Below are 13,073 nucleotides of genomic sequence, written 5' to 3' on the forward strand. Positions count from 1 at the left end.
AGCGCAGCGGGCCATTCATCACATCGCCAGCCTTATTGACGTAGGTGGTTGCCATCGCAGCACTGAGCACGCCATCGGCGGTGATGCTCAGCCCGGCACCCACCTTGATGCCGCCCAACACCTTGGCCGTAGCCACGGGCAGGACATAAAGGGAGGTGGGCACAAACACCTTGGCGTCAGTGCCCAACCTGGCGCTGTTGCCGGCATCAGCCGACACGGCGCTCGGGCCAGCCGGACCCTGCAGGTTGCCCGCCAAAGACCAGCTCGCCATTCAGCTCAGCGTGTAGACATCACCGCTGTCCTTATCCAGGTACAAATCACCTGGAATAGAGCCAGGGATATCTTCCGCAGGAGCGCCGCTGCCGTTGAACCAGCCCGTACCGCGCATGCCTTGGCCGCCAGCTGGTCCTTCCACGCCTTGAGCGCCAGCAGGACCCACTTCTCCTTGGACGCCAGCAACGCCAGCAGGGCCCTCGATTCCCTGTGGTCCCTGGATCGAGCCACCATTCACCCAGGTGCTGGTGGCGAGGTCCCACACCTGAAAGGAGTCATCGGCCTGAACGATGTAGGCATCGCCCTGGGCTGCATCAGCTGGCAGCTCCGTTTCTGTTGCCACCTGGCCCTTAAGAGTTTGCTGAAAAACCAGTCCTGCGCGAAAATGGGGCAACTGCCCAGCCCAGATGCGAGGTCACCGGGAGAGCAGCGGCTCCCTGTTCTCCTACGTGTCGATCGAGGAGCGGATCCCGGCCTGTCATCCGCTGAGGCGGATCCGGAAACTGGCGGATCAGGCCCTTGATCGGCTCAATCCCACCTTTTGCGAGCTCTACGCCGCAGAAGGCCGGCCCTCAGTTCCGCCCGAGCAACTCCTGCTGGCCTCGTTGCTGCAGGCGTTCTACGGCATCCGCTCGGAGCGGTTGTTGCTCGAGCAGCTCCAATACAACCTGCTGTACCGCTGGTTTGTCGGCCTGAGCCCCGACGATCCGATCTGGCACCCCACCACCTTTACCAAGAACCGCGAACGGCTCCTCAATGACCAGGTGATGGGCAGGTTCCTGGAGAAGCTGATGGCGGCTCCAGAGGTCAAGCCGTTGCTCAGCGATGAGCACTTTTCAGTAGATGGCACCCTGCTGCAGGCCTGGGCCTCCCATGCCTCCCTGGAGCGGATCGATGGTCAGGCCGAACCGCCACCACCGCCATCAGGCCCAGGTGGGGGTTTCGGGGTTCCCAAGGAGTGCAAGAAACGAGCCAAGGGCGATTTCCGCGGCGTCAAGCTCAGCAACAAGACCCACCGCTCAAAGACTGACCCAGACGCATTACTGGCGCGCAAGTCCAACGCCCATCCAGCTCAACCGAGCTATCGGGGCCATGTGCTCATGGACAACCGCCATGCCCTGATCGTGGATTGCCAAGTCACCCAAGCGGTGGGCACCGGTGAGCGGGATGCGGCCAAAGAAATGGCGGCTGATCGTCCCGGTGCCCACCAGAAAACCCTTGGTGCCGATAAGGGGTACGACACCAAGGGCTTTGTCGCCGAGATACGCCGCATCGGTGTCACGCCGCATGTCGCCCAAAACACCGCTCGCCTCGGCGGCTCCGCCATTGACGGGCGCACCACCCGCCACGAGGGCTACGCCAAGTCGATCAATGCCCGCCGTGGCATCGAGAAGGTGTTTGCCTGGATCAAGCAGTGGGGTGGACTACGTCAGTTCAAACTGCGCGGCACCGAAAAGGTGAGCGCTGTGTTTGGTCTGCACGTGATCGCCTACAACCTGATCCGCCTCGGCAATCTGCTCCGCCCCGCGGCGATGGAGGCAGCGTGAGCAGCGCTTTGCCCAGAGGTGTGGCCAATTGCACGGCCAAAGGTCTCAAAACTGCCCCAAAAGGTCTCATCAAGCCGTCTGAACTGCACTGAGAGCTGAAATCAGCAAGAAATCAGCTTTTGGCTGGGGGAAACGCACTCGGCGCTTGCGTTTTTCCGCAAACTCCTAAAGGTGATGCCCAAACCCGCAGCACCCTGGATGCCCTGCTGGCCTTGAACACCATCAGGACCAATCGGACCCTGGATGCCGGCTTCTCCTTGTGGTCCCTGGACGCCTTGGGCGCCATCAGCGCCAGCAAGGCCCTGCACCCCTTGGGCGCCCTGAATGCCTTGCTCACCCTGCGGACCTTTAAGAGAGCCGCCTGCTACCCAAGCCATGGTCAAGCGGGCCAGCAGCCCGGAGTGATCTCAGCTGCTATTGCCGACCCAGCCCCTCCGTTTGCCGTCAGCACCTATCTGCTGATGTAGCCCCTGCCGTTGCCAAGCGTGTTGGCAGCAGGGGAGAGCGTCACCGACGGATCACCACCGGTGAAATCAACGTAGCCATCGCCCTGAACCTTGATGCCCGTCCCGCCGTTGCCATATAGCGATGCCTGCACCAGGTAGGCAGTTCCGCCCTGCTGGATGCTCACCCCGCCACCGGTGTTGCTGCTGATCGTGGCGCCAAAAGCATCGAGGTACGCCGGCCCGTTCACGCTCACCCCCACCTGCGGGTGGCTGGAGATAGATGCCCCAGCGGCTTTCACCGTCGCGCAGCCGCTCACGCTGAGGCCCACCTGGCCGTTGCTGAGGATCTGGCCATAGCCGGCACTGAGCGTGGCGTGCTCACCTGCGCTCAATCCATTCATCTGGTTACCCGATACCTGGGCGCTATCGAGGCTCACGCTGGCGCTACCACTTACAAGCGCACCTGATCTGGTTTGGTTGCGGAGCTTGCTGCTGTTTGCCGTCACCGCGGCCGCACCACGGGCCTCAATCCCATCTCCGTTGTTGAACGAGCAGTTGGAGTAGCTGAACTCCACTACCGCCGTGCCGTAAGCACGCACACCGCTTGAGCCATTGCGCTGGCTGGTGGCAGTCATCGCCTGCAGATAGCCGCCACTGCAGTCGATGCCCTGCTCGCTGCAATTGGCCACCACAAGCGAGTCCAGCTCGGCACGACCGCCGCTAACACTGAGCCCGGTGTTGCAGTTGGCAACCTGAATTCCAGGGGCTTTGAGGCTTCTGGCAGCAACCTCGACGCCCAGGCTGCAATTGCAGAAGGCCACGTTGCCGGAATAGTTGATACCCAAATTGACAGCGCCTCCCTTGAGCACAAGGCCTGCCTTGGTGGTCTGGCCGGCGCCGCGCACCAGGATTTGATCCAGCGTCACACCATTGCCAGAGGTGCAGAGCAGCGCTTGCGGTGCATTGAACTGCCAGCGGGTGTTGTAGTAGCCAGCCAGCACGGCGTCATTGAACGCCAAGCTGCCGGCAGTGTTGCCAGTTTCAGCATTGCCGGTGAGCTCGCTGCTGGAGGGCTTGCTGCTGCCAACTGAGCCGCCCAATACCTTGATCCGCTCTCCGTTGGGATGGCCGATCTCAAGCGGCTCAGAGAAGGTGTACTGGCCATCGGCGATATGAACCGTTGCCGAGGCTTCCGGCGTGATGATGTAGGCAAACAGCTCGCGCATCGCCCGGTGCGGGCTCGCCCAGGGGAGTAACTCCGTGCCATCGCCTGTGGTGTCGTCGCCGGTTGTTGAGACGTAGAGATCCAGGTGTGAGCTCAGCAGCTTGGAGAAGCTGCCGTTGGCCAGCCCCGCCTCCCCTTTCTCGCCTGGGGGCCCCTTGATGTTGGTGATCTGGCTCCAGGGCATCGCTTAGTTCTCCAGTTCGTAGAAGAGGCCGCTGATGCCATCGAGGTAGTAGTCACCAGGTACAGCACCAGCGATTTGACCCGGGGGGCCATCACCGTTGAACCAGCGGCTGCCAGCACCACTGCCAGCTGGCGGGATCGCCCAGCTGCCATCAGCACATAGGAATAAGGAGCTCGATCCATCGCTGGGCGGCACACCACCAGCACTGCTGCCGCCACCCCATGGCGTGAGGCTCCATTGCTGGGTTGCGCTGCCGTCGTAGGCACCGCCCGCAATGCCAGCACCGGGGATCAACGGCAGCACGGTGCCAGGAGCTGGGTTGGGACCAGGGCCTGGTGCAGGTGCTGGTGGTTCCGGTGACCAGATCGGACAGCCCGCCAAGCTCACCAGCAGCGTTGCCGTAACACCGCTGCCGGTGAGCTCTGCTGTGATCGTGTAGTCGCTGCGGCTGGCGTAGCCGTGCTGGAGCCGGCCATTGCCATCGCCGCCGACCGGCCAGGGCAGGGTCTCGGCCGTGCCGTCGCCCCAGTCCACCGTCACCGCATTGGGAGGCGTGGTGCGTGGGTTGAGTAGCAGCTCGATCGGGATCAGCCCGCCCGACTCCGGGCCAACGGGCTGCCAGCTCAGCTCCAACTCGGCAGCTGGGATTGGCGCACGCTTAAACCCCAGCTGCTCCCAGCGCTGCACTTCATTGGGCGGTACCCACACCGCCTCACCAGGGCAGCCAGCAGGTGGCAGCAGGCGGATCAGCTGCGCGCTGATGCCACCACTGCTGATCGCAACGCTGGTACGCATGGCAAGGGTCATCTGCTGATCCTCGTTAAATCAGGGGGTCATCCAGCAGCAGATCACTCAGCGGCTGCTCAACCGGTTGCTGCGCCAGTGCCGTGGCCTGCTCCACCAGCTCTGCCTTGGTCTGGCTGCCATCAAGCTCGACGCCATAGACGCTGGAGCAGTGCTCAAGGATCTGCGCCTTGGTCATGGCCTGAAAATCAGGCGCTACTACTGGCGCAGGGGCTGCTACTGGCGCAGGGGCTGCATCTGGCTTGGGCTCAGCTGCTGTTTCGGGCTCTGGTTCCCATTCCGCTTCTGGCAATGCTGCTGGTTCAACAGCAAGCAGTGGCTGAGCTACTTCCTTTGGCTCTGGCTCGAGCGGAGCAATCAAATCGATCGCACCGGTAGGTGCGCTTGGCAGATCAGCACCGTTAGTAGGTGCATCCGGTAGATCTGATCCAGCTTCTTGCAGCTGCCAGCCCAGGCTTTGCCAGCCGCCTAGGTGCACCGGCCATATAAAGCGGTGCTCTGCTCCAGCACTGATCCGCACCATTCCCTCAGGAATGGCTGGATCACTTAGGTCATGGCGCACAGGAGTCACCATCAAGCAGGAATAGTGGCCGTAAGTCCTACGTGCATCCCCTCAGGGGTCTCGGGGCTCACCTCTGCTTTTGCAAAGCAGACCGCCGGCAAATCCACATCAGCTAAATCAGCAGCATTGAGCTGGATGTCACGTCCACTGATGAACGCCTCCACCCGGCCCCCTTCTGCTGGCAGCGCCACGGTGGCTGCAACCACCCAGCTACCGGTTGTGCCATCACGCAGCACAGGTGCAAAGGACACCTGAATTTCAACTGCAGCAGCAGAGCCTGGGTTACTTGCTACTACTGAGAAGCGTGATGCCGCATCGAGCTTGGTTGTAAGCAGCACCTCTTCTCCAGAGAGGAAGGTGCGCTCCAAGTTGCGTATGGCGCTGCGGTTGGTCCAGCCCACCAGGGTGGTCTCCGCATCAAGCAAGGGATTGCCGTTCATGGCTCAATTAGCAGGGGTGATGTTGAAGAGGCGGCCAGCAGCGCGGCTTTGGAGCACGGCAAAGCCCACGTACCAATCGACGCGGGTGCGAAACACCGGGGCATCAGGCACCTCGCCCAGGTCCCGCACCGAAATGCCATAGCGACCCTGGAAGGGGCCCTGCAAACCGGTGACGCCTTGATCGCCAAAGGTGCAGCAGTAAATCGAGCTGGTGCCGCCTGCCTCGTCGTAACCCATCACCTCAATGCCCTGGGCATCGCGGTCAACCGTGACGAGCTCGCAGTCCTGGTAGCGGTGCACCGTCATCCCAAAGGAGTTGGTACTGGTCTGATACACCCCGCCACCAATGGAGGCGCGGGCCAGGGCATTGAGCTGGCGGCGCATCGCCTTGCTCATCACCAGCACCTTGCTGCCGCCATAGGCGTTCACCGAATCGATTAGCTCATCGAGGCGATCGAAATCAAGCGGTGCACCAGGAGCAGTGCTGCTGCCACCGCTGCCGCCACCACTGCCTGCGTTGTCGATTGCCATCGCATCGCCTGGTTGCAGGCGCTTACTGAGGCCGTCAAATGCCCTGGGGTTGGCGCTGCTATCGCCATTGATCACCGTCGCCTCCAGGGTGAGCCGCATGGAGCGCACCTTCATCTCGATCTGGCTGGCACGGGCCTCAGGGCCCATCAGGTCAACGATCGAGCGATCGACGTCCACGTCACCACCAAAAAGGTGCACCGCTTCTGCGCGCTGATCCACCACGCCATAGCTCTGGGTGTAGCCCTCGTTGACAGCGCGGAAGCCCACCGAGGGGAGCTCCTGTTCAGCGGAATAGAAGAGGCCGCTGCCGGCAATGTTCATGAACGGCAGCTGGGCGAGCAGTTCGCCCTCTGAAAACGTCTTGAGCACAGCTAGATGCTCAAGACGGTTCTCGTATTTGGCTGCCTCGATCAAGGTGAGGCCCATGGCACAGGGGGCAGCGCCCCGGGGAGGTCAGGGGCTATTGCCGAGCGGCCAAGTTCAGCATCAACAGCTGGTCTGCTCTCCCTGTGCAGGGTGCTGCCTGAGCGGCCGCCGGTGGTGCCCGCTTCAAGCTGCTGGCAAACCAAAGAGCTCCAATCGCCTGCCGGCTGGATTCACGGAAACAGTCTGCAAAACCGGCCACACAAGGCAAAACCTGTGGCCGGCAGCAAGGTACTCCTTATCAGTAGAGATCGGAGTTGACTTCTACGAACTTACCTCTGCTGCAGAACTGTCAGCAGGGGTGGTTGTGGGTAACGGATCTAGAAACCCAAGGATTCCACTTTTGGGGGAGCTTCCGGGGCCCAATTTGCATAAACTTTTTTCCATGCTTGGACTGTTTCTTTGCCAATTTCAGAGAGGACAGCACTCCCGGTTCCCTCGGTGGAGAAACGGATATAACCGTTCTTGCCTGCGGGGAAGTTACGAAGAGCAGCGGCAACTTCATTGGTAACCGTAAATCTCCCGTTGCAGCCCTTGATGATGAGGAAGCTTTCGCCATCAGGTATCCATAGGATATCAGCCTCGAAAGGGATTATGTTGCTTATCACAGCAGAGCCAAAGCCACCACTGGAGATGTAGACCCAATAACCACCAATCGATATTCCGTAGCGCCCCCAAGCAGAAGAGACCTTTGATCCACCTGGAATGAAGTTCTGGTCAAGCACCCCCACCGACTGTCCCGTAACCGGATCATTCAGGGAAAGAGCCTGCGAAAAAGGTAGATCGTTTTTGGGGAAGCGGAAGTCAGAGTTCAGCTGAACATCTTTAAGATCACTGTAGCCACTAGGCAGTACAGTCTTGCTGACACGAGTGACTGTCGACCTCAGATTTTTCTCGCAAAAGACATTTTGTGCAGGCGTGCTGGGAGAGTTGCCAGCATTGCCGATTTGCGCGGAAGCTGGAATCCCTGAAACCGACAGAGCAAGGCCGAGGGCGAAATAAGCAAATGTGTTTTTCATGATTTAAAGAACTTGGTCGTACTTAAGCAGCCGAAGCATTTTGGCGTATTCACTCACCGCCTTGCTCGATATGTTGACGGTGAAGTCACCCTCACTGGTCGCAGCCTGCAGAGTCAAAGGGGATGTTGGCGCATTGATAATGGCCGTCCTCAGGCCACCTGGCATGTAGTAACCACCTCTGGCCAGAATTGGTAGACCATAGGACTGGCCATTGATCTTTGCTGTGACCTTGGTTGGGTATTGGTAGATCAAGGCACAGCCTGCACATCCTTCATATCGGAAGAGCCGTAGAGCAACGGGATAAAAGACGGCTTCAAAGCCTCGGCTTGGCGCAGAACCATCGAAGTCCTTGGTCCGAACAGCTGGAATTTCTCGAGAAGTGTCAGGATCTTTGTAGAAACCAAATACATCGAGCATGCATTGATCGAAGCATATTGGAACTTCAAGTTTGACGCGCTCGAGTTCCTCCGGCTTCCATTCTCCTATTGCAAATTGACACTCCTTTATCTGTGGGTCTTTGGCACAAAGTGCAGCAAGGCTCCGTGACTCCTTTAGCGCAACAATGTTGTGATCAAGGCTAGTAGATCGAAAGCCCTGTGCTTGAGCGATGGTGCCAAGTAGCAGTGGCGCGAGCAGGGCAGCAGGCTGAGCTAGTAATCGCATAGGCCATAGCCATTCAATTCATCTTACGGGCAGCCTAGATCGATAAAAACTATGCGAATTGTGCATAGTTTTTATCTTCGCTCTGGAGTCTTGCCGGCCCATTCGGCAACAGCAAGGGACTGCCCTGCTGCCATGACCACAACCTCTCCTGCCGCCCAGGCACCGTTCACAGCTGAACGCTGGCAGCAGTTCTGGAATGCCTGGAAGGCAGAGCCCCAGCAACTCGAGGGCATCGAGCAGTTGCGGCTCGCCGTGATCAGTGCTGACCCAGCGATCCTCACCGAGGCCGCACCCTGGCGGCAGACCTTCTCATCGGATCTGCAGAGCGCACCTCTCGGTGCGACACCATCAGCACCCCCGGCTCCAGAGACATCAGCTCATGCCAACCCCCTGACGGTGGCCTGGGAGAACCAGAACGACAACGTCTCCGGTACCGGTTACCGGGAGTGCTTCTCCAGCAGCTGCGCCATGCTCGCCCGCTATTGGGGCAAGGTCAGCTCCGACGATGAGTACAACGCCATCCGCGCCAAGTACGGCGACAGCACAAGTGCAGAGGCCCAGCTCTCAGCGCTGCGCTCACTGGGGCTTACGGCCAACTTCGCGACCAATGGTGATCGAGCAGCTTTGGAGCAGCAGATCAACCTGGGACGGCCAGTCGCCGTGGGCTGGCTGCATCACGGTCCGGTGTCAGCACCATCAGGTGGGGGTCATTGGAGTGTGGTGATCGGTTTCACCGAGGCGGTCGCCATTCATAACGACCCCAACGGAGAAGCTGATCTAGTCGGTGGTGGTTACACCGCCAACACCAACGGCGCAGGGCAGCACTACAGCTGGAAGAACTGGCAACCCCGTTGGGAGGCCGATGGCAATGGCACCGGCTGGCTACTGACCTGCCAGCCGTAAACAGGCAGTGGAATGGGTTGAAGGTGCAGATGCATGAGTGATCAACTCCCGCCAGCACCGTCAGGAGCACCTCACGGTGGGAAGCCCCGAGGACCTCAGCCTCCCTTTGATCGTGAGCGCTTTGTCTTTAAGACCCTGGCGGTAGTGATCTGCACCCAGCTTTTGATCTATTCCCTTGCTGCTGGGGTCTGCGGCCAACGGGCATTGGCAGGCCGGCCAGTTGGTCAGGTATGCCCAGGCACGCTTGAGAAACTGCAGATGGGTTTTGATTCCACCCTCAACCTGCTGCTGGCGCTGCTGGGCGGTGCAGCGCTGACGAGGGTTGGCAGGCCGCCTGGCTCTTGATGAGCAACAGCAAAATGCGGCAGTTGCTGATCACTACTGAGTAACGCCAGAGTGGGCGCTTACGAAAGCAGCCATGGCCCGCTTTGAGGCACTGATCAAACCGATCGCCGATGGCAAAGCGCTGCGCGATGCGCTCGAGCAGCTCGCCCAGAGCTGGGGAGGGGTCCTCACCTGGCTGGATCGACGCAATGCCTCGTTGGATCTTGTCTCAGGCGGACTGCCAGTAAAGCTTTTGCTGGAGCTCCGGCGCGGCGATGTCCTTAGTGTCCTGGTCTCCAGCCGGGAAGGGATGGGCGCCGGAGCACCCCGGAGTCAGAAACTTCTCGATCAATTGTTGAGCGAGCTTCTAAAGCACGTACCCCGTGCTCAGGTTCAATACCGCTCTGACCGCGACGGGCCGATTTTTCAAGCTGTCTAAGGGCCAATTAAGGCGACTGATCGCGTTCGCTGGGGCCTCTACGTCCATTGATCAGCAGCAGGGAAGAGCGGGTTTTGGGACCAGGCCAGGAGTTATCCACAGGCATTCCACAGGCGATTCAGGCGAGACTCGCAACGATGCAAGGGCTGTGGTCCCAGCCCTGGGAAAACGCAGCTGACCTTGACAGCGGCATAGCAGGGGCAACGGATTAGGCCCAAAAGCGTTCGCGATGAGCAAAAACCAAGTCACCTATGTCCTGTGTCAATCAGGTTGATGTGCGCATTGCATCTTTAAAGCTGCTACCCGTTTAGGGTTGTTGCATCAGAATTGGCAACCGCCCATGGCACCGGCGCGGGGTGACGTGCAAGGCCTGAGGTCAGCCCGGGCAGACTCTCTCAAGGAAGGAGAACGGATAGCGCTGGCACTAAGCGCTGCAGCTGCCCGTTACCGGAGCCTGAGCCGTGCGGGGAAACAGCTGCTGCTGAATGAGCTGCAGGCCCTCACCGGCTATCACCGCAAATCGCTGCTACGCCGGTTGAACCAGCAACCCGGTCAGCGGCAGAGCAGCCAGCGCGGCCAGCACCGCCGCCGTTACGGCCCCGAGGTGGTTGAGGCGCTTGTGCCGCTCTGGGAAGCCAGTGATCGGCTGTGTGGCAAGCGGCTCCATGCCCTGTTGCCGCAGCTGGTGGAGTCGCTTGAGCACCACGGCCACTTGCAGCTGGAGCAGGGCGTGAGGGCGAGGGTGTTGACGATGAGCAGCGCCACGATTGATCGGCTGCTGGCCCCTGTCCGACTGAGCAGTGGGGGCAATGGATGGCGGCGCCCTCCGCGGGCCCACAGCGGCGTGCGGCGGCGCGTTCAGGTGCGTACGTTCAAGGGCTGGGACGACCACAAGCAGCCCGGCTGGCTGGAGATCGACCTGGTGGCCCATTGCGGCGGCCGCCTCGAGGGACGGTTCATCTGGACCCTGGTGGCCACCGACATTGCTACGGGCTGGAGCGAGAGCCTGCCGGTGATCACACGGGATGGGGCCTCGGTGTTGGCCGCCATCCAGCGACTGCGGCAGCAACTGCCCTTCCCTCTGCGCGGGATCGACGCGGATAACGATCCAGCCTTCATGAACGCCCTGATGGAGCAGTGGTGCGATGCACCGGAGCAGGGGATCGAACTCACCCGCTCACGCGCCTACCAAAGCAACGATCAGGCCTGGGTGGAGCAGAAGAACGGGATGCTGATCCGCCGGGTGGTGGGCTACCAGCGTTTGGTGGGCTTGGAGGCAGCCCAGCTGCTGGCCGAGCTCTACGCGGCACTGCGGCTTTTCACCAACCTCTTTCAACCATCGTTCAAGCTCAAAAGCAGCGTGCGGGAGGGCGGCCGGATCAAGCGGCAGGGTAGCGCCCCTCCGAGTGGTGTAACTCAGGAGGTCCTGTGACCCTTTCCGGAGGGTGAACAGGTGCAGTCAAGAGATGACTGCTTGGAAGCTGACTGCGCAGCTCCGTTCATCCACTATGAACCCTGATCGCTGAATTTGCAACTCAGCGATCGATATGTTCTGTGTAGATCTAGGGAGGAGATGTTGCGGTTCAGCTGGTGCTTGCTGCCGGCTGGGCGGACGGATCAGCATCAGTGAGCTCCAGCGGCTCTTCCGGCTCCGGGATCTTGGCCATGGTGGCTTCGGAGAAGAAGCGCCGGCGTTCCAGCTGCCATTCCTCCTGCTGCTCCAGCAGCTGGCTACCCACCAACCGCACGATCGCAGCGTCGTTGGGGAAGATGCCGACCACGTTGGTGCGGCGTTTGATCACCTTGTTTAGCCGCTCTAGAGGGTTGGTGCTCCACACCTTGCGCCAGTGCTCCTGGGGAAAGTGGAGAAAGGCCAGCACGTCGTCACGGGCGGCGTCCATCACCGGTACGGCTGTTGGGAACTGCTTGCGCAGCATCTCGGTGACCCGCTGCCAGTGGCCACGCACCTGATCAGGAGCCTGGATCACAAACACAGCCTTCATGGCTGCTGCCACCATGTCCTGGCCAGCTTTCGGCACATGGCTGAGCAGGTTGCGCAGGAAGTGCACCCGGCACCTCTGCCAGCCACTGCCCTGGAACATGCGCCTGATCGCTGCCGTCAGTCCCAGGTGGGCATCTGAGATCACAAGCCGGGTTCCAGTGAGGCCGCGTTCCTTGAGTGAACCCAGGAACTGGCGCCAGAAGCCCTCCGCCTCACTGTCACCCACGGCAATGCCGAGCACCTCGCGGTAGCCGAGGGCATTGATGCCAATGGCAACGACGACGGCCCGGGACACCACCTGCATGTTGCGGCCCAGGCGGCCGTGGAGGTACGTCGCATCGAGGTAGACGTACGGGAAGCGGGCATGGTCCAACGTCCGGCCAAGAAAGGCTTTCACCTGCTCATCGAGCCCCTGGCAGATGCGGCTCACCTCTGATTTGGAGATGCCACTGGCCCCGCCCAGGGCCTCCACCAGCGCGTCAACCTTCCTGGTGGAGATGCCGCCGGTGTAAGCCTCCATCACCAGGGCGTAGAGCGCCTTGTCCACCCGGCGGCGAGGCTCGAGCCAATCAGGGAAGAAGCTGCCCTGCCTCAGTTTTGGGATGGCCAGGCTGATGTCGCCCACCTGGGTGGTGAGCAGCCGCTGGCGGTAGCCGTTGCGGTGGGTGGAGCGCTCATCAGGGCAGCGTTCATGGCGAGTGGCTCCAATGGCAGCGGAGACCTCGGCCTCCAGCAGATCCTGGAAGCCCCGGCGCACGATCTCAGGGATCAAGGCGCCAGCGGTGGTGCCCTCCATGAGCTGGGCCAGCTCGGAGGCGCCACTATGGGTAAGGGTCATGGTCTGTGTTCGGTTTGGTGGTAGTTCTCCGAACAGGGTCACAGACCGACCCCCCTGAGTTACACCACTCCATGGGACGCCGCTAGCGGCAGCACCACCCGCCGCGAACACCGCTGCAGCAGCTCCTACGTACCGGAGTGCTCAGCGATCAGGAGGCTCAGGGCCTCAGGGAGCTCAGAAAGCGGTGTGACCCGGTAGCGCTCCTGGCCACGATGCGCAGCTGCCAGAGCCGGCTGGCCCTGTTAATCAGTGGCCAACGTGCCAGCGCCATGGCGGGCGATCCACTGAGCTGGCAGACCCCCGGGGAAGAAAAGCGTGAGCTGGAGGGGTTTTTGCAGGGTTTGCAGGCCCTCTGGCGTCAAAGCAGGCCTCTACAGAAAAAGCCCAAACCGCGTCAGGGCCGTCGCAGCCGTGTGGATCCCTTTGAGGCCCATGCCGATCTCGTCCCCC

Annotated in this window: 15 protein-coding genes and 1 pseudogene; 6 read left to right on the forward strand and 10 right to left on the reverse strand. The window is 61.0% G+C overall.

Features of this window, described 5'->3' with window-relative positions:
- A partial coding sequence (locus KBZ15_RS07995) for a hypothetical protein (RefSeq protein ID WP_255014672.1) occupies nucleotides 1-271 on the reverse strand: 271 nt, incomplete at its 3' end.
- Complete coding sequence (locus KBZ15_RS08000; protein WP_255014684.1) at nucleotides 272-667, reverse strand: hypothetical protein; 396 nt, start codon at nucleotides 665-667, stop codon at nucleotides 272-274.
- A 13-nt stretch (nucleotides 668-680) separates the two neighbouring features.
- Here KBZ15_RS08000 and KBZ15_RS08005 point away from each other — a divergent pair, with 13 nt between their 5' ends.
- Nucleotides 681-1,820, forward strand: coding sequence for an IS5 family transposase (locus tag KBZ15_RS08005; RefSeq protein WP_255014673.1), 1,140 nt, complete (start codon nucleotides 681-683; stop codon nucleotides 1,818-1,820).
- 212 nt (nucleotides 1,821-2,032) lie between these two features.
- Entirely contained in the window at nucleotides 2,033-2,287 is a 255-nt protein-coding gene (locus KBZ15_RS18450) for a hypothetical protein (protein ID WP_261357511.1), read from the forward strand.
- Here the strand turns inward: KBZ15_RS18450 and KBZ15_RS08015 are convergent.
- From KBZ15_RS08015 to KBZ15_RS08045, 7 genes are all read right to left on the reverse strand, one after another.
- Nucleotides 2,272-3,675: a right-handed parallel beta-helix repeat-containing protein gene (locus tag KBZ15_RS08015; protein ID WP_255014674.1), complete on the reverse strand. Its 1,404-nt coding sequence runs from the start codon at nucleotides 3,673-3,675 to the stop codon at nucleotides 2,272-2,274. The genes KBZ15_RS18450 and KBZ15_RS08015 overlap by 16 nt on opposite strands.
- A 3-nt stretch (nucleotides 3,676-3,678) precedes the next feature.
- Entirely contained in the window at nucleotides 3,679-4,470 is a 792-nt protein-coding gene (locus KBZ15_RS08020) for a hypothetical protein (RefSeq protein ID WP_255014675.1), read from the reverse strand.
- Between the two features lie 25 nt (nucleotides 4,471-4,495).
- On the reverse strand, nucleotides 4,496-4,657 hold the full coding sequence (locus KBZ15_RS08025) for a hypothetical protein (protein ID WP_255014676.1): 162 nt from the start codon (nucleotides 4,655-4,657) through the stop codon (nucleotides 4,496-4,498).
- A 395-nt stretch (nucleotides 4,658-5,052) separates the two neighbouring features.
- Entirely contained in the window at nucleotides 5,053-5,481 is a 429-nt protein-coding gene (locus KBZ15_RS08030) for a hypothetical protein (RefSeq protein ID WP_254993316.1), read from the reverse strand.
- Nucleotides 5,482-5,484: 3 nt separating this feature from the next.
- Nucleotides 5,485-6,438 carry a major capsid protein gene (locus tag KBZ15_RS08035; RefSeq protein WP_255014677.1) on the reverse strand — a complete coding sequence of 318 codons (954 nt, stop codon included), beginning with the start codon at nucleotides 6,436-6,438 and terminating at the stop codon, nucleotides 5,485-5,487.
- A gap of 317 nt (nucleotides 6,439-6,755) precedes the next feature.
- Nucleotides 6,756-7,454: a hypothetical protein gene (locus tag KBZ15_RS08040; protein WP_255014678.1), complete on the reverse strand. Its 699-nt coding sequence runs from the start codon at nucleotides 7,452-7,454 to the stop codon at nucleotides 6,756-6,758.
- Between the two features lie 3 nt (nucleotides 7,455-7,457).
- A complete protein-coding gene (locus KBZ15_RS08045) occupies nucleotides 7,458-8,117 on the reverse strand; it encodes a hypothetical protein (protein ID WP_255014679.1) in 660 nt (219 codons plus the stop codon).
- A gap of 132 nt (nucleotides 8,118-8,249) precedes the next feature.
- Between KBZ15_RS08045 and KBZ15_RS08050 the strand changes: the two genes are divergently transcribed.
- The 3 genes from KBZ15_RS08050 (at nucleotide 8,250) to KBZ15_RS08060 (ending at nucleotide 11,215) form a co-directional block, all read left to right on the forward strand.
- The gene (locus KBZ15_RS08050) at nucleotides 8,250-9,020 is read left to right on the forward strand and encodes a C39 family peptidase (RefSeq protein WP_255014680.1); all 771 of its coding nucleotides are present in this window, start codon (nucleotides 8,250-8,252) and stop codon (nucleotides 9,018-9,020) included.
- Nucleotides 9,021-9,438: 418 nt separating this feature from the next.
- Nucleotides 9,439-9,783, forward strand: a complete 345-nt coding sequence (locus KBZ15_RS08055; RefSeq protein ID WP_255014681.1) for a hypothetical protein — start codon at nucleotides 9,439-9,441, stop codon at nucleotides 9,781-9,783.
- 340 nt (nucleotides 9,784-10,123) lie between these two features.
- Entirely contained in the window at nucleotides 10,124-11,215 is a 1,092-nt protein-coding gene (locus KBZ15_RS08060; RefSeq protein WP_255014682.1) for a transposase family protein, read from the forward strand.
- 151 nt (nucleotides 11,216-11,366) lie between these two features.
- Here the strand turns inward: KBZ15_RS08060 and KBZ15_RS08065 are convergent, their stop codons facing one another.
- On the reverse strand, nucleotides 11,367-12,623 hold the full coding sequence (locus KBZ15_RS08065; RefSeq protein ID WP_255014683.1) for an IS256 family transposase: 1,257 nt from the start codon (nucleotides 12,621-12,623) through the stop codon (nucleotides 11,367-11,369).
- A 212-nt stretch (nucleotides 12,624-12,835) separates the two neighbouring features.
- On the opposite strand from KBZ15_RS08065, the pseudogene KBZ15_RS08070 reads away from it, so the two are divergent.
- A pseudogene (locus KBZ15_RS08070) lies at nucleotides 12,836-13,073 on the forward strand (transposase); the annotation flags it as partial.

The organism is Cyanobium sp. BA20m-p-22 (assembly GCF_024346275.1).
Taxonomy (GTDB): domain Bacteria; phylum Cyanobacteriota; class Cyanobacteriia; order PCC-6307; family Cyanobiaceae; genus Cyanobium_A.